General features: G+C 63.1%; 17 protein-coding genes. 14 read left to right on the top strand and 3 right to left on the bottom strand.

What is annotated here, in order from left to right:
• Position 1: 1 nt before the first annotated feature.
• Together purU and HOP51_RS17435 are read left to right on the top strand one after the other, a co-directional pair.
• Positions 2-868: a formyltetrahydrofolate deformylase gene (gene purU / locus HOP51_RS17430; protein WP_234275189.1), complete on the top strand. Its 867-nt coding sequence runs from the start codon at positions 2-4 to the stop codon at positions 866-868.
• A 93-nt stretch (positions 869-961) separates the two neighbouring features.
• Positions 962-3028: a prolyl oligopeptidase family serine peptidase gene (locus tag HOP51_RS17435; RefSeq protein ID WP_234275190.1), complete on the top strand. Its 2067-nt coding sequence runs from the start codon at positions 962-964 to the stop codon at positions 3026-3028.
• On the opposite strand, the gene HOP51_RS17440 is transcribed toward HOP51_RS17435, so the two are convergent.
• On the bottom strand, positions 3025-3684 hold the full coding sequence (locus HOP51_RS17440; protein ID WP_234275191.1) for a TetR/AcrR family transcriptional regulator: 660 nt from the start codon (positions 3682-3684) through the stop codon (positions 3025-3027). The two genes, HOP51_RS17435 and HOP51_RS17440, sit on opposite strands and share 4 nt — an antisense overlap.
• A gap of 259 nt (positions 3685-3943) precedes the next feature.
• On the opposite strand from HOP51_RS17440, the gene HOP51_RS17445 reads away from it, so the two are divergent.
• The 4 genes from HOP51_RS17445 (at position 3944) to HOP51_RS17460 (ending at position 7287) form a co-directional block, all read left to right on the top strand.
• Complete coding sequence (locus HOP51_RS17445) at positions 3944-4117, top strand: aldehyde dehydrogenase family protein (RefSeq protein WP_407061819.1); 174 nt, start codon at positions 3944-3946, stop codon at positions 4115-4117.
• Between the two features lie 232 nt (positions 4118-4349).
• The gene (gene dctP / locus HOP51_RS17450) at positions 4350-5378 is read left to right on the top strand and encodes a TRAP transporter substrate-binding protein DctP (protein ID WP_234275193.1); all 1029 of its coding nucleotides are present in this window, start codon (positions 4350-4352) and stop codon (positions 5376-5378) included.
• A gap of 69 nt (positions 5379-5447) precedes the next feature.
• Entirely contained in the window at positions 5448-5960 is a 513-nt protein-coding gene (locus HOP51_RS17455; protein ID WP_234275194.1) for a TRAP transporter small permease, read from the top strand.
• A 28-nt stretch (positions 5961-5988) separates the two neighbouring features.
• Positions 5989-7287 (top strand): TRAP transporter large permease, encoded by a 1299-nt coding sequence (locus tag HOP51_RS17460; protein WP_234275195.1) that lies wholly within the window; start codon positions 5989-5991, stop codon positions 7285-7287.
• A 113-nt stretch (positions 7288-7400) separates the two neighbouring features.
• Here HOP51_RS17460 and HOP51_RS17465 read toward each other — a convergent pair whose 3' ends face one another.
• Positions 7401-9437: an NADH:flavin oxidoreductase gene (locus HOP51_RS17465; RefSeq protein ID WP_234275196.1), complete on the bottom strand. Its 2037-nt coding sequence runs from the start codon at positions 9435-9437 to the stop codon at positions 7401-7403.
• A 176-nt stretch (positions 9438-9613) separates the two neighbouring features.
• Between HOP51_RS17465 and HOP51_RS17470 the strand changes: the two genes are divergently transcribed.
• The 3 genes from HOP51_RS17470 to HOP51_RS17480 are packed head-to-tail and all read left to right on the top strand — an operon-like array spanning position 9614 to position 12161.
• Entirely contained in the window at positions 9614-10408 is a 795-nt protein-coding gene (locus HOP51_RS17470) for a pyrroline-5-carboxylate reductase family protein (RefSeq protein ID WP_234275197.1), read from the top strand.
• A 50-nt stretch (positions 10409-10458) separates the two neighbouring features.
• Entirely contained in the window at positions 10459-11208 is a 750-nt protein-coding gene (locus tag HOP51_RS17475; protein WP_234275198.1) for an electron transfer flavoprotein subunit beta/FixA family protein, read from the top strand.
• Between the two features lie 14 nt (positions 11209-11222).
• Positions 11223-12161, top strand: a complete 939-nt coding sequence (locus HOP51_RS17480) for an electron transfer flavoprotein subunit alpha/FixB family protein (RefSeq protein WP_234275199.1) — start codon at positions 11223-11225, stop codon at positions 12159-12161.
• 6 nt (positions 12162-12167) lie between these two features.
• Here HOP51_RS17480 and HOP51_RS21015 read toward each other — a convergent pair whose 3' ends face one another.
• Positions 12168-12305 carry a hypothetical protein gene (locus HOP51_RS21015; protein WP_338073052.1) on the bottom strand — a complete coding sequence of 46 codons (138 nt, stop codon included), beginning with the start codon at positions 12303-12305 and terminating at the stop codon, positions 12168-12170.
• A 270-nt stretch (positions 12306-12575) separates the two neighbouring features.
• Between HOP51_RS21015 and HOP51_RS17490 the strand changes: the two genes are divergently transcribed.
• The 5 genes from HOP51_RS17490 (at position 12576) to HOP51_RS17510 (ending at position 18285) form a co-directional block, all read left to right on the top strand.
• Complete coding sequence (locus HOP51_RS17490) at positions 12576-14156, top strand: ABC transporter substrate-binding protein (RefSeq protein WP_234275200.1); 1581 nt, start codon at positions 12576-12578, stop codon at positions 14154-14156.
• Positions 14157-14222: 66 nt separating this feature from the next.
• On the top strand, positions 14223-15203 hold the full coding sequence (locus HOP51_RS17495; protein WP_234275201.1) for an ABC transporter permease: 981 nt from the start codon (positions 14223-14225) through the stop codon (positions 15201-15203).
• The gene (locus HOP51_RS17500; protein ID WP_234275202.1) at positions 15200-16168 is read left to right on the top strand and encodes an ABC transporter permease; all 969 of its coding nucleotides are present in this window, start codon (positions 15200-15202) and stop codon (positions 16166-16168) included. The genes HOP51_RS17495 and HOP51_RS17500 overlap by 4 nt, the downstream gene beginning before the upstream one ends.
• Positions 16143-17249 carry an ABC transporter ATP-binding protein gene (locus tag HOP51_RS17505; RefSeq protein ID WP_234275203.1) on the top strand — a complete coding sequence of 369 codons (1107 nt, stop codon included), beginning with the start codon at positions 16143-16145 and terminating at the stop codon, positions 17247-17249. The genes HOP51_RS17500 and HOP51_RS17505 overlap by 26 nt, the downstream gene beginning before the upstream one ends.
• A complete protein-coding gene (locus HOP51_RS17510; protein WP_234275204.1) occupies positions 17239-18285 on the top strand; it encodes an ABC transporter ATP-binding protein in 1047 nt (348 codons plus the stop codon). Before HOP51_RS17505 ends, HOP51_RS17510 begins: the two co-directional genes overlap by 11 nt.
• Positions 18286-18296 lie beyond the last annotated feature (11 nt).

An 18296-nucleotide genomic window follows, 5' to 3' on the forward strand; every position in this document is an offset into this window, starting at 1 on the left:
TATGAACCAACACGATGATATCTGGATCATGGCCGCGCAGTGCCCCAGCCGCCTGGGCACCGTGGACGTGGTAACCCGTTTCCTCAAGGAGCGGCGCTGCTACATCACCGAGCAGCAATCCTTCGACGACCGCTTGAGCGGCCAATTCTTCATCCGCACTGAATTCCGCCCCGAGGAGGCCGGCTTCGATGCCGATGCCTTCCAGGCGGCCTTCGCCGAGCGGGCCGCCGAGTTCGAGATGAGTTCCGAGCTGACGCCGCCGGGGCGGTTGATGCCAGTGGTGATCATGGTCTCCAAGGCCGACCACTGCCTCAACGACCTGCTCTATCGCTACCGTACCGGGCAGCTACCCATCGACATCCGCGCCATCGTTTCCAACCACCCCGACCTGGCATCGCTGTCGGAGTGGCACGGCATTCCCTACCACCATTTCCCGATCAGCGCCGAGACCAAGCCCGAGCAGGAGGCCCAGGTGTGGCGGGTAATCGAGGAGAGTGGCGCCGAGCTGGTGATCCTGGCGCGCTACATGCAGGTACTGTCGAGCGAGATGTGCGCCAGGCTCTCCGGCCGGGCGATCAACATCCACCACTCGCTGCTGCCCGGCTTCAAGGGCGCGCGCCCCTACCACCAGGCCTACGAGAAAGGCGTCAAGCTGGTTGGTGCCACGGCCCACTACATCAACGACGATCTCGACGAGGGGCCGATCATCACCCAGGGGGTGGAGCCGGTCAGTCATGCCGACTACCCGGAGGATCTGGTCGCCAAGGGCCGCGACATCGAGTGTCTGACCCTGTCCCGGGCGGTGGCGCTGCACGTGGAGCGGCGGGTGTTTCTGAATAGGAACCGCACGGTGGTATTCCAGCGCTAGGTGTACTTGGTCATTCCCTGCACGGGCGCATTGAGTCCCTGGCCATAGCGGGCTAGCTTGGTGGGCAAAACAACTGCCCACCAGGAGATCCGCATGGCTATGGCTGCCCCCTTCGAAGAGCACGACCCTTACCTGTGGCTGGAGGAGGTCGAGGGCGAACGTGCCCTGGCCTGGGTCGAGCAGCGCAATGCCGAGAGCCAGGCCAGGCTCGCCGATGCGCCGGGCTTCACCGTGCTGCGCGACGACCTGCAGGCGATTCTCGAGGCCGACGACCGCATCCCCTTCGTGGTCAAGCGCGGCGAATACTTCTACAACTTCTGGCAGGACCGCGACCACCCCCGCGGGCTGTGGCGGCGCACCACGCTCGAGGAATACCGCAAGGCGCGGCCCGAGTGGGAGGTGCTGATCGACCTCGACGCGCTCAACGCCGAGGAGGGTGAAAACTGGGTATGGCACGGCGCCCACTGCCTGCGGCCTGAATCGCCGGGGGCACCCTGGCGCCATTGCCTGATCTCGCTCTCCCGCGGCGGCGCCGATGCCGACGTCACCCGCGAGTTCGATCTGGTGGAGAAGCGCTGGGTCGAGCCGGGCTTCTTCCGTCCCGAGGCCAAGGGCGGCCTGGGCTGGATCGATCGTGACACGGTCTACGTCCAGACCGACTTCGGCGAAGGCTCGATGACCCGCTCCGGCTACCCGCGCATCGTCAAGCAGTGGCGGCGTGGCACGCCGATGGCCGACGCCGAGACGGTGTTCGAAGCCGAGCCCGGCGACATGGCCGTGGGCGCCATGCACGATTCCACCCCCGGCTTCCAGCGCGACTTCGTCAGCCGCGCCCGGGCCTTCTACGACAACGAGCTTTATTTGCGCCAGGCCGACGGCAGCCTCACCCGTATCGAGGTGCCCAATTCGGCCCACAAGCAGGTGCACCGTGAATGGCTGTTGGTGGAGCTGCGCGAGCCCTGGGAGGTGGCGGGCACCGTCCATCCCGCCGGCGCGCTGCTGATCGCCGACTTCGACGCCTTCATGGGCGGCGAACGGGAACTGCGCGTACTGTTCACCCCTACCGAACGCACCTCGCTCTCCGATGTCACCTGGACTCGCCGTCACCTCATCCTCAACGTGCTCGATGACGTCAAGCACCGGCTCTACGTGCTCACTCCAAGCGAAGGCCAGTGGCAGCCCGAGCCGCTGGCGGGTGCGCCGACGCTGGGCAGCGTCAGCGTGAGCGCGGTGGACGACGAGGAGAGCGACGAGGTGTTCGTCATCGTCAGCGACTACCTCACGCCGACCACGCTGCTGCACGGTCGGGTCGGCGAGGCGCTGGAAATGCTCAAGCAGGCGCCGGCGCTGTTCGACGCCGAGGGCCTCGAGGTGACCCAGCATTTCGCCACCAGTCGGGACGGCACGCCGATACCCTATTTCCAGGTGGCGCGGCGCGATCTCGAGCCAAGCGGCGAGCATCCGACCCTGCTTTACGGCTACGGCGGCTTCGAGGTACCGCCGCTGCCCGGCTACAGCCCCGGGGTGGGGCGCGCCTGGCTAAGCCAAGGAGGCGTCTACGTGGTGGCCAACATCCGCGGTGGTGGCGAGTACGGTCCGCGCTGGCACCAGGCGGCGCTGCGTGACCAGCGCCACAAGGCCTTCGAGGACTTCGCCGCCGTGGCCGAAGACCTAATCGAACGCGGCGTCACCTCAGCGCGGCGGCTGGGCATCCAGGGCGGCTCCAACGGCGGCCTGCTGGTGGGCAACATGCTCACCCGCTACCCGCAACTGCTCGGCGCCGTGGTGTGCCAGGTGCCGCTGCTCGACATGCGCCGCTACCACCTGCTGCTGGCCGGCGCCTCGTGGATGGCCGAGTACGGCGATCCCGAGAGCGACGACTGGGAGTTCCTGCGCGATGTCTCGCCCTATCACAACCTCGAGCCCGGGGAACAGTACCCGCCCATGCTGCTGATGACCAGCACCCGCGACGACCGCGTCCACCCGGGGCACGCGCGCAAGATGATGGCACGCATGCACGAGCAGGGGCACGAGGCGCTCTACTACGAAAACGTCGAGGGTGGCCACGGCGGCGCGGCCGACAACCGCCAGCGCGCCCATATGCAGGCGCTGGCGTTTACTTTTCTTGAGCAGCGGTTGATGAAAGAGAGGAGTGACTAGGATACGGCTTCCGACACATAACCATGTCGGGCCTGGAAGCGCTGCAGTTCGCGGGGCTGAGGCGCCTGCCCGGTGAAGATCTCGACGTAGGCGGGAATGCGCTGCATGCGAACCTCGAGCGCTTCCTGGGTTTTCATCGAGATGTAGCCGATCTGGGTGAGGTAAATGGTGCGGCCGCGCACGTTGGCCGCCAGCGGCTCATAGCCGTAGCGTTCGAACATTTGCATCAGTGCCTCGATGCGCGCCTCGTCGGCCAGGTCGATTTCCTTGGCCACCTCATCCGACTGCAGCGCCCAACTGCGCATGGCGAACTCTAGCTGGGAATCGAATAGCTCGGGATCCAGCCAACAGTCGAAGACGTTGAGGATCGCCTCGACGATGGTTTCGGCATAGGCCTCGGTCTGGCGCACCAGGCCTTGGGTGTTCTTCTCCCGCCAGCGTTCGATCAGGGCGTCGAGCAGCGCTTCGCGATCCTTGAAGAACCAGTAGAAACTGGTGCGCGACACCTTGAGCCGTTTGGCCAGCGGCAGGATGCGCACGCTGTCGACACCGGACTCGAGCAGCAGCTCGAAGGCGGCATCGAGCCAGGCGTCGCGGGAGCCTTTCCATTTGGTGTTGTTATCGTTGCCAGGCGGCATCGAGATGGTCTCCCTCATTCAAGACTCAGCGCAGTAGGTGGCGCCAGCGAAAAGACAAAGTGTACATAGATGTCTGGAAAATGTACATATGGCCACACTGACCCTGGCCTGAGCGGGTAGGCGTGTCAGTAAGTGGCGGTCTTGATCGAGCCGAGCTGGCCCAAGTGGCCTATCGGGTCCGTTCAGGAGCAGAAGCGGGTTACTGTATCACTCCGCTCTGCTGCAGGAACCATTTCCGTAAGCGAATCATGGCCTCTTCGTCTCCCTTAATCCACAGGTGGTCATGCCTGACGTGAGCGACCTCGAGACAGTGGTGGGCCACGTCCTGGCAATTGTGTTCTGGAACATGGGCGAGAATTGTTCGGCGGGTTCGCGCCTGATCGTGTACCGCTCTATCAGGATGACTTCGGCGGCTATAAGCAGTCCGGCTTCGGCGGGCGGGACAAGTTGATCTACGCCCATGGTCAGTATTGTGAACTCAAGACGACCTGGACCCAGTTATCCAAAGCCGGCTGACTAGTGTCAATCTCTTGTGTGGATAGCTTACATAGTCAGTAAGAGACATGGGTCATGACATCGTTGATCTTAAACTTGACACAAGTGAACATTGTGGTAGTGTGAGCGAAAATAGCGCTATCAATGCTTTCAAACAATATCAATGCAACGTAAGCAGGATAACGGTTATGACAATGCAAAAAGGCAAATACTCGTTCGTTTTTAGCTGTCTGACGGTCGCCACGGTTGCGTTTTCTGGTACGGCGATGGGCAACGATGACACCCACCGCTTCAGGATGGTCAACACGGATGACACGGCGGACTCCACCGTGGGGCGCTCCGTGCAACGATGGGCCGACCTGATCGAGGAAAGATCCGGCGGCCGCATGACGGCGCAAGTGTTCCACGCCGGCGCATTGGGCAACGTCGGCGAAGTCTTCGACCATATGGTCCGGGGCAGTGTGGATATGGCTATCACAACACCGCAAACCTCCTACGATAACCGCGTTGGCGTCATGTCATTGCCCTACCTGTTCCTGGATTGGGAGGAAGCCCAGGAAGCCTGGGAAAGCGGCGGCTGGATGAACGATATCGTCGATCCTGTCTTCGAGGACATGGGGCTCAAGCATTTCGGGCTCTATCCGTACGGCTTCACTGGCGTGGCCACCCGAGGCGATTACGCGGTCAGTCTCCAGGAGTCCCAGGAAAAAGGCTTGCGGGTGCGCTCCATTCCGGCCTTCCCCGTGCCGCAAACCGTGCAAGCCATGGGCTACCATTCGGTGCCACTTGACTGGAACGAGGTCTACACCTCCATTCAGACCGGTGTTGTCGATGGGGATGCCGGCAACATCATCTATTGGGACTACCAATACTTCGGCGACATTCTCGATTACTTCGTTCATACCAAGCACTTTTTCGGCCACGCGGCGCTGATGATGAACAAGGACACCTGGGACGCCCTGAGCGAGGCGGATCAGGAGATCGTGGCCTCCGCAGCCTATGAGGTCATCGAGCAGCAATTCCAGGATGCTCGGGAAGAGGATGACTACTGGATTGCCACGGCGCAGGAAGGCGGCATGGAGTACATCGAGCTCTCCCAGGAAAATCTTGAGGAAATGGCGCGGCATGTTCGAGACGTGGTATGGCAACAGGCTGAGTCCGAATTTGGCGAAGAGCTGATCCAGGAAATCCTGCGACACACTCAGTTGGAAAATTGATCACGAGGGCAGGGCCAGCCATGGCCCTGCCCTGTTTTTTTCAACATGATCACCAGCGAGTGATTTGACATGACGTTTTTTCGCTTCCTCGACTGGCTGCTCGATCGGCTTGTGGGGCCCTTCGTGGCGGTATTGGGGTTGTTCATCGCGTTGGCCTTTGCCGCCGGAATTACCCTGCGCTCGCTCGGCATTTCCCTGTTCGGAATGGAAGAACTTGTCCTGTTTGCCGTCGTCTGGTTCTACATGCTCGGCGCCGTCTTGGCTTCCAAGGATCGCGCACACCTGCAAGCGGATTTCATTCCGGTCATGGTGAAGAGCGAGGCCCTTGCCTTGACGATTCGTATCGTTGCCACCGTCATCTCCATGCTGATGGCCGGACTGTTCATGCTATGGAGCCATGAGCTGCTCCAATGGGCGTTCTCGCGCCGCCAGTCAACGCCAGTGTTCTCGCTCCCAATATATATCGCACAGGCCAGCCTGTTCATCGCGGCCGTTTTCATGACGCTCTATCTGGTGAGAGACCTGGTCAGCGACATCAAGGCGTTATGCCGTCGCAGGCAGGACAAGAACACCCGTGTATAGTGTTGCCGTCATTTCAAGGGGACGAGTTATGGGCGCTTTAATCGCCATTGGTGCCGTGATCGTATTGATGTTGATTGGGGTTCCGGTCGTATTTTCATTCGCCGCCATGGTCGCCATTCTGGCATTCGTCTACGACGTGGATGTTGCCTTCCTGGCGACCAGCGGCTTTTCATCCATCAACTCCATCATTCTTATCGCCCTGCCGCTGTTCATCATGACTGGGTACTTGATGCAGTCCGGTGGCATGGCGGCCAGACTGGTGAGCTTCGTCGAAGCGCTGACGGGGCGCTCCCGCTCCGGCATGGGCTCCTCTATGGTCGTAGCATGCAGCATTTTCGGGGCGATCTCCGGCACGGCTTCCGCCGCCGTTGCCTCGATTGGCTCCATCATGGCCGGCCCCATGGAAAAGCACGGCTATGACAGGTCATATACCGCTGCCTTGCTGGGTATCTCATCCCTGCTGGGGCTATTGATACCGCCCAGCATTACCATGATTCTGTATGCCGTGGTGACCCGCCAATCGGTCGCCGCGAGCTTCCTGGCTACCATCGGCCCGGGCATGCTGCTGATCCTGTTCCTGTGTGCCTACAATGCGGCCAAGGTGCGTCTGACGCCTGGCGTCCGGGGGGAGAAGATGCCGTTCAACGCACGGCTCCGCGCCGTTGGCGATACTGGATGGCGGGCGATCCCCGCGCTCATGCTACCGGTGATCATCCTTGGCGGGATTTATGGCGGTATTTTCACCCCCACCGAGGCGGCGGCGGTCGCCGTGATCTATGCCATTCCCATCGGCATGTTCGTCTACAAGGGCCTGGATGCCAAAAAGGTATTGCAGTGCATGATTGCCGCCGCCACCACGTCCGGTGTCATCGTCATCATCCTGTTCTTTTCCTTCATCATCAGCCGTATTCTGACGCTCGAGGGCGTGCCCCAGCAGCTCACCGATTTTCTGCTGAGCACCTTCGAGAGCAAGGTCCTCATTTTGCTGATGGTCAACGTTTTCCTGATCCTGATCGGTATGATCATGGATGATGTCAGCGTGATTGCCATCGCTAGCCCTCTGCTGGTGCCGGTGGTGGGGCAGCTGGGCATCGAGCCCATTCACTTCGCCGCTATCATTGGCACCAGCGTGGTGATCGGCTGCAACAGCCCGCCCATGGCGCCCATTCTGTTCATGTCGTGCCATGTTACCAAGGTAGGCGTCTCTCGCGTCATTCGCCCCGCCTTGAGCTTGATGCTGTTCACCGCCCTGCCGGTCATGCTGATTACCACCTACTGGCCGCCATTGGCGCTCTACCTGCCGCGCCTGCTCGGCTACGTGAACTGACATAGGTGCGGTCGAGTCCGGTCGCCCGCCCATGTATGAGAAATTGGAAGAGCTCTGCCGCTCACTGTGAGCGACGGAGCGGGAGTGGTGTGATTATGCTTTGCGTCCTGCCATCACAGGTCCTTTACCAAGCGCAGGGCATCGTAGATCGCCGCATGGGTGTTGCGCGGCTCGACGGCGTCGCCGATACGAAATAGCTGGAACCCTCCGTCCGCATGGCGGATGACAGTCTGAGGCCTGCCCACGATCAAATCGTCGTAATTCACCTCGCCGCCATTGCGTGAATGTGGCTTCAGTTCGAAGTAGATATCCTCCATCGGCGTGATGCCGTAGTTGACCACTACCTGGTCGATGCGCCGTTCATGGGCCAGGTCCAGGTAGTCGCTGGTGATCCTTGCGAGCAGCTCGTTGCCGTCGCGCTCCACGGATTTCAGCCGGTAAGTGGGCGTGAAGGTGACGTTAGGCCGCTGCAGGGAGCGCATGTACGGCACCAGGTTCATGGCCATGATCTCCGCCGAGAAGGTGCGGTCCGGTGTCATGATCTCGAGTTCGGCGCCGGCGGCGGAGATGATCTCCGCTGCCTGCATGGCGGCATGATCGCCGGCATCGTCGAAAAGGAGTACCCGGCTTCCCGGCGCCACGTGGCCCGATAGGATATCCCAGGTGTTGACCACCAGGTCGTGTCCGACAGTGGGCTGGTCTTCCATGGGGTAGCCGCCGGTTGCCACGATTACCACGTCCGGCTTTTCGGCGAGCACGTCCTCTACCTCGGCCCAGACGTTGTAGCGGATCTCGACGCCGAGCGCCTCACAGCGCGCTAGGCGCCAGTCGATGATGCCCATCATCTCGCGGCGACGCTCACTTTGCGCCGTGAGACGCACTTGTCCGCCGGCATCGCTGGCGGCCTCCAGCACCACCACCTCATGGTCTCGCTCACCGGCGACGCGGGCAGCTTCCAGCCCTGCGGGGCCCGCACCGATGATCACCACCCGGCGCTTGTTTGCTGCCTTGGGGATGGTGTGGGGCATGGTGGTCTCGCGCCCGGTGGCGGCGTTGTGAATGCAGTAGGCGGCGCCGCCCTGGTAGATACGGTCGAGACAGTAATTGGCGCCGACGCAGGGGCGGATCTCCTCCTCGCGGCCCTCGACGATCTTGCGCACGATGTGCGGATCGGCCATGTGCGCCCGGGTCATGCCGACCATGTCGACCTTGCCCGAGGCGATGGCATGGCGGGCGGTAGCGACGTCCTGGATCTTGGCGCCGTGGAAGGTGGGAAAATCGACCTGGCGCTTGATCTCCCCGGCGAAATCGAGGTGCGGGGCGCTGGGCATGCCCTGGATGGGGATGACGTCGGTGAGCCCCGCGTCGGTATCGATGTGACCGCGCACCACGTTGAGGAAGTCGATCAGGCCGCTCTCCTTCAGGCGCCGCGAGATCTCCATGCCGTCGCTGGCCGTCAGCCCGCCTTCCAGCATCTCGTCGCCGGTATAGCGCACGCCGACGATGAATTCCTCGCCGACCCGCTGACGAATGGCACGCAGCACGTCGAAGGTGAAACGCAGCCGATTGTCGAGATCGCCGCCGTAAGGCCCCTTGAGGGTATTGGTCAGCGGCGACCAGAACTGATCCATCAGGTGGCCGTAGGCCTGTAGCTCGATGCCGTCGAGGCCGGCGGCATGCATGCGCTCGGCGGCATCGGCGTAATCGCGGATCAGGCGCTCGATGTCCCAATCTTCCACTTGCTTGGGAAAGGCACGATGCGATGCCTCGCGGCGGTGGGAAGCCGACAGGGCGGGCAGCCAATCGGCCTTGTCCCAGCGCGTGCGTCGGCCCAGGTGAGTCAATTGGATCATCACCGCCGTGCCATGCTCATGGCAGGCGTCGGTGAGTTCCTTCATCCACGGAACCACCTCATCTTTATAGGCCAGGATGTTGTTGAACACCGGCGGGCTGTCCTTGGCCACCGCTGCGGACCCGGCGGTCATGGTCAGGCCGATACCAGCCTTGGCTCGTTCGACATGATAGGCACGATAGAGCGCCTTAGGCATCCCGTCTTCAGGATATGCCGGCTCGTGAGAGGTCATCATGATCCGGTTCTTCAGGGTGAGATGCTTGAGCTGGAAGGGCTGAAGCAGCGGGTCGTTGGCCATGGTCGGGTCTCCCTCTTGTTGTGTGCTTGACATTGTCAGCCATGGGTGTACACACTCGTCATCCAAATGTACATCAGTGTACATGAATAAAAAAGGCCTGAGCGTGTTAACTCATCAGGAAGCGAAAAGAAGCGCCTGGGGACGGGATGTAAGCCTATATAAATGGAGGTGAAGCCATGTCGCATGATGCGGTGGTCGGGATCATCGGCGGGCAGGGTTGGATGGGGCGCGCGCTCGGCATCGCTCTGCTGGAGCGGAATGTCGTATCTCCGGGTCGACTGGTGATTTCCTCGCGCACCGGCCAGGGAGAGGTTTACCGCGACTGGCCCAAGGTGCGTTGCGTCAAGGCCAACCGTGAGCTGGTCGCCTTGGCGGACGTCATCGTGCTCTCCGTGCGCCCGCAAGATCTTGCCGGCCTGGACATTGAGGTAAGCGACAAGCTGGTCGTCTCGCTGCTGGCGATGGCCTCCTTGCAGGAAGTCGCCAGCGAGGTGGGAAGCAATCGGGTGGTGCGCGCCATGCCGAATGCTGCGGCGGAGATCCGTCGGGCCTACTTTCCATGGTTTGCCTCACCGCAGGTTTCCGATGACGACAAGCGGCTCGTCCAGGCGCTGTTGGCAAGTTGTGGCATGGCGCGTGAGCTTTCCAGCGAGGGCGATCTCGATTACCTGACGGCCTTGAGCGGTGCCGGGCCGGCTTATCCCGCCTTGTTGGCCCAATCGATGCTGGAGCACGCCAGGAGCGCGGGGCTCTCCGACGAGATCGCCCGCGAGGCCATCATGCGGACCCTGGTGGGTGGCAGTCTGCTGCTGGAGCAGTTGGGTACCGATCCCCGAGACATGGTGGAGCGGCTGATTGCCTATGACGGCACCACAGCCAAGGGGCTGAGAACGATGATGGATGAGGGAATCGGCCAGGCAATTCATCGTGGCCTCGATGCGGCGCATCGGGCAGCGACAAGTTCACGATAGGCCTCGCACCCGAAAAGAAAACAATCGATCAAGAGTCTGGAGAGTATGCAATGAAAATCCTCGTCGCGGTCAAACGCGTCATCGACTACAACGTCAAGATCCGGGTCAAGCCGGATCACTCCGACGTCGATCTCACCAATGTGAAGATGGCCATGAACCCCTTCTGCGAGATCGCCGTGGAAGAGGCGGTACGGCTGAAGGAGAAAGGTGTCGCCACCGAGGTGGTCGCCGTGACCATCGGTCCCAAGGCCGCCCAGGAACAGCTGCGCACCGCGCTGGCGTTGGGTGCCGACCGTGCCGTGCATGTCGCGACCGAAGAACGCGTCGAGTCGCTGGCCGCGGCCAAGCTGCTGGCCAAGGTGGTGGAAGAGGAGCAGCCGGGGCTGGTCATTCTCGGCAAGCAGGCCATCGATACCGACAACAACCAGACCGGCCAGATGCTCGCCGCCCTGGCTGGCCTGCCCCAGGGTACCTTCGCCTCCGAGGTGAAGGTGGACGATGGCAAGGTTCAGGTGACCCGCGAGGTGGACGGCGGCCTGCAGACCGTCGAGCTGACCCTGCCGGCGGTGATCACCACCGACCTGCGCCTCAACGAGCCGCGCTACGCCAAGCTGCCCGACATCATGAAGGCCAAGAAGAAGCCGCTGGACGTCAAGAACCCGGCTGACTACGGCGTCGAGGTGGCCAGCAAGCTGACGCTGCTCAAGGTCGAGTCGCCGGCCGAGCGCAAGGGCGGCATCAAGGTGGGCTCCGTCGACGAGCTCGTGGACAAACTCAAGAACGAAGCCAAAGTGCTTTGAAGGGAGCTGATTTCATGAGCATTCTGGTACTTGCCGAACATCACGACGGCCAGCTTGCCGGCGCCACCGCCCATGTGGTTGCTGCGGCCCAGAAAGTGAAAGCGACCATTGGCGGCGACATCGACGTGCTGGTAGCCGGCGAGAACGTCGGTGCCGTGGCCGAGGCCGCTGCCAAGCTCGACGGCGTGAGCAAGGTGCGGGTGGCCGACAACGCCGCCTACGCCCACCAGCTGGCCGAGCCCATGGGCGCGCTGTTGGTCGAGCTGGCTGGCGACTATTCCCATCTCCTCGCCGCCGCCTCCACCACCGGCAAGAACGTGCTGCCGCGCGTTGCCGCACTGAAGGACGTCAGCCAGCTCTCCGAGATCGTCGAAGTGGTCGACGCCGACACCTTCAAGCGCCCGATCTATGCCGGCAACGCCATCGCTACGGTGAAGAGTGCCGACAGCCTCAAGGTGATCACCGTGCGCACCACGGCGTTCGATGCGGTGTCAGCCGGCGGTAGCGCCAGCGTCGAGAGCGTCGAGGCCGTGGCCGAGAATAGCCAGTCCACCTTCCTCAAGCAGGAACTGGCCCAGAGCGATCGCCCCGAGCTGGGCGGTGCGCGGGTGGTCATCTCCGGCGGTCGCGGCATGGGCAGCGGCGAGAACTTCAAGCTGCTCGACGGTATCGCCGACAAGCTGGGGGCCGCCATCGGCGCCTCGCGGGCGGCGGTGGACGCCGGCTTCGTACCCAACGACATGCAGGTGGGGCAGACCGGCAAGATCGTCGCGCCGGAGCTCTACATCGCCGTGGGTATCAGCGGGGCCATCCAGCACCTGGCCGGCATGAAGGACTCCAAGGTGATCGTGGCGATCAACAAGGACGAAGAGGCGCCGATCTTCCAGGTTGCCGACTACGGCCTGGTGGGCGACCTGTTCGAGGTGCTGCCGGAGCTGGAAAGCAAGCTGTAACTCCCCTCAGCGCTGCGGAATACCGATCCGCCGTCCGACTGCCTCCGGCCAGGCGGCGGCTTCGGTTCGCGGCAAGGCGTCGATCTGTTCGGCTACCTTGGCCGGGAAGGGCGCGGGGCGGTGGCTCTCCGTGTCGATGCCCATCAGCATCTACTTGCTGGTGGCCAGCGTCTGCCCCTGGTGGGCTTCGTGCCGGTAGCGAAGGTGGGTTTCCAAGGTGAAGAGGGTATAGGCAAGGCGGAAGCGACCGAGCGGTTTCCCAAGAATCGGTCTCAATACCATAAATGCAACTGCCAACAGTCGAAATAGCGCTGAAAAGCCTTCCTAAGGTAATCCTGGCTTTCTTGGCTAAGGTATGGGAGAAACCTCTCCAGGGCGTATGCCCATCGAACGCTTGATTGAGGAAATAACAACATGCTACCCAAGAAGACCCTATTGGCCACCGCCGTGATCGGCGCCATGCTGGCCACCGCTGCCCATGCCGAAACCCTGCGCTGGACCCGCTCCGCCGACGGCCTGACCCTCGACCCCCACTCCCAGAACGAGGGCCCCACCCACGCCCTCAACCACCAGATCTTCGATACGTTGCTGTATCAGGACATGGACGTGGAGTATCAGCCGGGACTGGCCACCGAGTGGTATGTCAGCGAGGATGACCCCACGGTCTGGGTGTTCGAGCTGCGCGAGGGCGTGACTTTCCACGAGGGTCAGGCGTTTACCGCCGAGGACGTGGTGTTCTCGATCAATCGCGCCCGCCATGAGGATTCCGACATGCGCGGCCTGCTCACCTCCATCGCCGAGGTGCGCGCGGTGGACGAATTCACCGTGGAGATCGTCACCCACGAGCCCAACCCGCTATTGCCCAACAATCTCACCAACCTGTTCATCATGAGCCATGAGTGGGCCGCCGAGCATGGGGTCGAGGACCCGCAGAACTTCACCGCCGGCGAGGAGACTTATGCCGTGCGCAACGCCAACGGCACCGGCCCCTTCCGGGTGGTGAGCCGCGAGCCGGACGTGCGTACGGTGATGGAGCGCAACGATGACTATTGGGGCATCGACCATTATCCGATGGAGATCAGCCGGTTGATCTACACACCCATCGAGTCGGCCTCCACGCGGGTGGCGGCACTGCTCTCCGGTGAGGTGGATCTGCTGCAGGAGACCCCGGTGCAGGACATCGAGCGCCTGGCTTCCGCCGAGGGGCTCAAGAACGAGCAGGGCGCCGAGAACCGCTCCATCTTCCTCGGCATGCGCTTGGCCGGCGATCTGGTGCAGGCCGATCTCGACGACAACCCCTTCGCCGATGTGCGCGTACGCGAGGCGATGAACCTGGCCATCGACGCCACCACCATCCAGCAGGCGGTGATGCGCGGCAACTCCGAGCCCGCCGGCATGATCGCGCCGCCCTTCGTCAACGGCTACAGCGAGGCGCTCGATGAAGTGCTGCCGGCGGATCTCGACCGCGCCCAGGCGTTGATGGAGGAGGCCGGCTATGGCGATGGCTTCCGCGTCACCCTGAACTGCCCCAACGACCGCTACGTCAACGACGAGCAGATCTGCCAGGCGGTGGTGAGCATGCTGGCGCGCATCGGCATCACCGTGGACCTGGTCGCCCAGACCCGTTCGGTGTTCTTCGCCGAGCTGCCCCGCGACGAGTACGATTTCTTCCTGCTCGGCTGGGGCGTGCCGACCATGGATTCGGAGTACGTTTTCAACTACCTCTACCACACCAAGGAAGGCGACCTCGGCACCTGGAACTTCACCGGCTACTCCAATGAGCGGGTGGACGAGCTGACCGTGGCCATGGCCTCGGAAGTGGACATCGACGCGCGCAACGAGATGATCAGCGAAGCCTGGCAGATCGTGCACGACGACATCGTCTATATCCCGATCCACAACCAGATGCTTACCTGGTCGATGCGCGATGACATCGAGTTCCAGGTGCAGAGCGAAAACACGCCGCACTTCAAGTATCTGCGTTTCAATAACTAACTTTTCAGGCAAGGTTCGGCTCGCTGTCCGTCATCCACGGACAGCGGGCCGTGTCGTGGTGATCCCATGCTAGCGTTTCTGATCCAGCGCGTACTGCAGGCCATCTTCGTGATGTTCGTGGTCGCGCTCATCTCGTTCTCGCTGTTCCACTATGTGGGCGACCCGGTGATGAATATGCTCGGGCAGGAGGCCACCGAGGCCGACCGTGCCGCGCTGCGCGCCCAGTTGGGGCTCGACCAGCCGGTAGTGGTGCAGTTCTGGCATTTCATCGTCAATGCCGCCCAGTTCGAGTTCGGCATTTCCTATCGTTCGGCCCGCCCGGTGACCGACCTGATCCTGGAGCGGCTGCCGGCCACGCTGGAGCTGGCCATCGTCTCGGCGATCTTCGCCGTGGTCATGGGCATTGGCCTCGGTATCTATACCGCGCTGCGGCGTCGCAGCTGGCTGGCCAACTTCATCATGACCGCCTCGTTGATCGGCGTGTCGTTGCCCACCTTCCTGATCGGCGTGCTGTTGATCTACATCTTTGCCGTGGAACTCGGTGTGCTGCCGGCCTTCGGCCGCGGCGAGACGGTACGCATCGGCAACTGGTGGTCCACCGGGCTGTTGACGGCAAGCGGCCTGCGCTCGCTGATCCTGCCGGCGATCACCCTAGGGCTGTTCCAGCTCACGCTGATCATGCGCCTGGTGCGCGCCGAAATGCTCGAGGTGCTCAGCACCGACTACATCAAGTTCGCGCGGGCACGGGGGCTATCGAAGCGGGTGGTGAACCTGCGCCATGCGCTGAAAAACACCATGATCCCGGTCATCACCATCATTGGTTTGCAGCTCGGCACCATCATCGCTTTTGCGATCATCACCGAGACGGTATTCCAGTGGCCCGGTGTGGGGGCACTGTTCATCACCGCGGTGCGTTTCGTCGACGTGCCGGTCATGGCCGCCTACCTGATGATGATCGCGCTGGTGTTCGTGGTCATCAATCTGGTGGTGGATCTGCTCTATTACGCCGTCGACCCACGGCTGCGAGCCCAGGGAGGTGGCAAATGAGCCAGGATATCCAGACCCGGGAGAGTGCCGCGCCGGTGGTTCCCCCCAAGCCAAGCAAGTGGCGCACCTTCCTCGACAGCGACATCGTCTACTCGTGGAAGCGTCAGCCGGTGGTAATAATCGCCACCCTGGTCACGCTGATCATGTTCGCGGCGGCGCTGTTCGCGCCGTGGATCGCGCCGCAGAACCCCTTCGACCCGCGCCAGATCGAACTGATCGATGCTTTTACGCCGCCGATGACGACTTCTGACTTTACCGGCAACTTCTACCTGCTGGGCAGCGACAGCCAGGGCCGCGACGTCTTCTCGGCGATTCTCTACGGCTCGCGCATCTCGCTGCTGGTGGGCTTCGCCGCGGTGATCTTCGCCCTGGTGATGGGCACCGCCCTGGGCCTGTTGGCGGGCTTCCGCGGTGGCTGGCGCGATGCGCTGATCATGCGTATCGCCGACGTGCAGCTCACTTTCCCGTCGATCCTGATGGCGCTGTTGATCTTCGGCGTGATCCGCGGCTTCCTGCCGCGCTCGATGCACGCCGAGGTGGCCATCATCGTGCTGATCATCGCCATCGGCCTATCCGACTGGGTGCAGTACGCCCGTGCGGTGCGCGGGGCGACCATGGTGGAGAAAAGCAAGGAGTACGTGCAGGCGGCGCGGGTGATCGGCCTGCCGGCACGCAAGATCCTGTTCCAGCATATCCTGCCCAACGTGCTGCGCCCGGTGCTGGTCATCGGCACCATCGGCCTGGCTCTCGCCATCATCGCCGAGGCCACGCTGTCGTTCCTGGGGGTCGGTATGCCGGCCACCCAGCCGAGCCTGGGCACCCTTATCCGGGTGGGCCAGGATTACATGTTCTCGGGAGAGTGGTGGATCCTGCTCTTCCCCGGGGTGGCGCTGCTGATGCTGGCGCTCTCCGTCAACCTGCTGGGAGACTGGTTGCGTGATGTCCTCAACCCCAAGCTCCGATAATCAACGCCTGGATCAGCGCAGCGCTGCTCCGGTGGCGGGCCACGAGCCTGGCACCGCAGGGCAGGAACCGGTGCTCTCCGTGCGGCGTCTGCGGGTGGAGTTCCCGACCCGCCATGGCACCCTGGTGGCGCTCGACGACGTCTCCTTCGACATCGCCCCCGGTGAGGTGCTGGGCGTGGTGGGCGAGTCCGGCGCTGGCAAGTCGATGACCGGCAACGCCGTGATTCGGCTGCTCGAGCCGCCCGGGCGCATCGCCGAAGGCGAGATCCACCTGTCCGGCAAGCGCATCGACAACCTGCCGGAAGATGAGTTCGTGCCGCTGCGCGGCCGTCATATCGGCATGATCTTCCAGGACCCGTTGACCAGCCTCAACCCGCTGTTTTCGATTGGCGACCAGCTGGTGGAAACCATCCGCGCGCACCTGCCGATGAACGAGCGCGAGGCTCGCGAAGAGGCGCTCAAACTGCTGTGTGAAGTGGGCATCCCCGCTCCCGAGAGCCGCCTTGACAGCTACCCGCACCAGTTCTCCGGCGGTATGCGCCAGCGGGTGGTGATCGCCCTGGCACTGGCGGCGCGCCCCGAGTTCATCATCGCCGACGAGCCCACCACGGCGCTCGACGTTTCGGTGCAGGCGCAGATTCTCGCTCTGCTCAAGCGCCTGTGTGCTGACCATGGCACGGCGGTGATGCTGGTCACCCACGACATGGGCGTGATCGCCGAGACCGCCGATCGCGTGGCAGTGATGTACGCCGGCCGGCTGATCGAGATCGGCCCGGTCGACGAGGTGGTGCGCAACCCGCAGCACCCCTACACCAAGGGGCTGATGGCCTCGATTCCCGGCATTACAAAGAAGCTCGAGCGGCTCTATCAGATCGAGGGGTCCATGCCACGGCTGGCCGCGATTCCCTCCGGCTGCGCCTTCAATCCGCGCTGCCCTCACGCCCAGAAGCGCTGTCGTGACGAGAGGCCGGACCTGATGCCGGCAGAGGGCAGCCGGGCGGCCTGCTGGCTGCACGACCCAGTCGACCCGCTGCCGCCGCGGCAAGACGTAGAGGGGCGGGAGGTGAGCCATGTGCGCTGATACGGCAGTGAAGCCGACCACGGCGGCGCAGGGCGAGATCCTGCTGGAAGCCCATGACTTGGCGCGCTATTTCGACGTTTCCAAGCCTTGGCTCAATCGGGTCATCGAGCGCAGCGAACGGCTAACGCTCAAGGCGGTGGACGGTGTGGGCTTCTCCATCCGCCGCGGCGAGACGCTCTCGCTGGTGGGCGAATCGGGTTGCGGCAAGTCCACCGTGGCGCGGCTGGTGGTGGGACTCTACGGGCTCACCCGTGGCAAGCTGGTGTTCGACGGCGAGGACATCAGCGACCTGGCCAGCCGCACCGGGCGCCAGGCCGCCAGTGTTCGCAAGCGCTTCCAGATGATCTTCCAGGACCCCTATGCCAGCCTCAACCCGCTGTGGCGAGTGGGCACCATCATCGGCGAGCCGCTGCGCTTCTTCCGGCCCGAGATGAGCAGCACCGACCGCCGCCGCCGGGTGGGCGAGCTGCTCGAGCAGGTGGGGATGTCGGCCATGGATGCCAACCGCTATCCGCATGAGTTCTCCGGCGGTCAGCGCCAGCGCATCTCGATCGCCCGCGCCCTGGCCAACGAGCCGGAGTTCATGATCTGCGACGAGCCGACCTCGGCGCTCGACGTCTCGGTGCAGGCGCAGATCCTCAACCTGATGCGCGACCTGCAGGACGAATACGGCCTGACGTACCTGTTCATCAGCCACGACATGGCGGTGGTCAAGCACATGTCGGACCGCATCGCGGTGATGTACCTGGGCCGCATCGCCGAGATCGCTCCGGCCGACCAGCTCTTCGAGAGCCCGCATCATCCCTACTCGAAGATGCTGCTGGAGGCGGTGCCGTCGCTGGAGGGAGCGGGCAAGGAGCGCAGCGTGATCCAGGGCGAGGTGCCCAACCCGGTGCATCCGCCCTCCGGTTGCGCTTTTCACCCGCGCTGCCCGCATGCCAACGCGCGCTGCAAGGCCGAGGCGCCGAGATTGATCGCGCGCAGCGATGGCAGCGAGGTGGCGTGTCACGGCGTCGAGGAGGGCAGGCTGCCGTGAGGTGCGCGGCC

The organism is Billgrantia zhangzhouensis, from assembly GCF_021404465.1.
Taxonomy (GTDB): Bacteria; Pseudomonadota; Gammaproteobacteria; order Pseudomonadales; family Halomonadaceae; genus Halomonas; species Halomonas zhangzhouensis.

Excerpts from the sequence above, each read along its gene's own strand:
- HOP51_RS17435 (WP_234275190.1), top strand. The coding sequence starts at position 962 with ATGGCTATGGCTGCCCCCTTCGAAGAGCACGACCCTTACCTGTGGCTG.
- HOP51_RS17460 (WP_234275195.1), top strand. The coding sequence starts at position 5,989 with ATGGGCGCTTTAATCGCCATTGGTGCCGTGATCGTATTGATGTTGATT.
- HOP51_RS17510 (WP_234275204.1), top strand. The coding sequence starts at position 17,239 with ATGTGCGCTGATACGGCAGTGAAGCCGACCACGGCGGCGCAGGGCGAG.
- dctP (WP_234275193.1), top strand. The coding sequence starts at position 4,350 with ATGACAATGCAAAAAGGCAAATACTCGTTCGTTTTTAGCTGTCTGACG.
- HOP51_RS21015 (WP_338073052.1), bottom strand. The coding sequence starts at position 12,305 with ATGGGCATCGACACGGAGAGCCACCGCCCCGCGCCCTTCCCGGCCAAG.
- HOP51_RS17500 (WP_234275202.1), top strand. The coding sequence starts at position 15,200 with ATGAGCCAGGATATCCAGACCCGGGAGAGTGCCGCGCCGGTGGTTCCC.
- HOP51_RS17495 (WP_234275201.1), top strand. The coding sequence starts at position 14,223 with ATGCTAGCGTTTCTGATCCAGCGCGTACTGCAGGCCATCTTCGTGATG.
- HOP51_RS17475 (WP_234275198.1), top strand. The coding sequence starts at position 10,459 with ATGAAAATCCTCGTCGCGGTCAAACGCGTCATCGACTACAACGTCAAG.
- HOP51_RS17465 (WP_234275196.1), bottom strand. The coding sequence starts at position 9,437 with ATGGCCAACGACCCGCTGCTTCAGCCCTTCCAGCTCAAGCATCTCACC.
- HOP51_RS17505 (WP_234275203.1), top strand. The coding sequence starts at position 16,143 with ATGTCCTCAACCCCAAGCTCCGATAATCAACGCCTGGATCAGCGCAGC.
- HOP51_RS17480 (WP_234275199.1), top strand. The coding sequence starts at position 11,223 with ATGAGCATTCTGGTACTTGCCGAACATCACGACGGCCAGCTTGCCGGC.
- purU (WP_234275189.1), top strand. The coding sequence starts at position 2 with ATGAACCAACACGATGATATCTGGATCATGGCCGCGCAGTGCCCCAGC.
- HOP51_RS17490 (WP_234275200.1), top strand. The coding sequence starts at position 12,576 with ATGCTACCCAAGAAGACCCTATTGGCCACCGCCGTGATCGGCGCCATG.
- HOP51_RS17440 (WP_234275191.1), bottom strand. The coding sequence starts at position 3,684 with ATGAGGGAGACCATCTCGATGCCGCCTGGCAACGATAACAACACCAAA.
- HOP51_RS17470 (WP_234275197.1), top strand. The coding sequence starts at position 9,614 with ATGTCGCATGATGCGGTGGTCGGGATCATCGGCGGGCAGGGTTGGATG.
- HOP51_RS17455 (WP_234275194.1), top strand. The coding sequence starts at position 5,448 with ATGACGTTTTTTCGCTTCCTCGACTGGCTGCTCGATCGGCTTGTGGGG.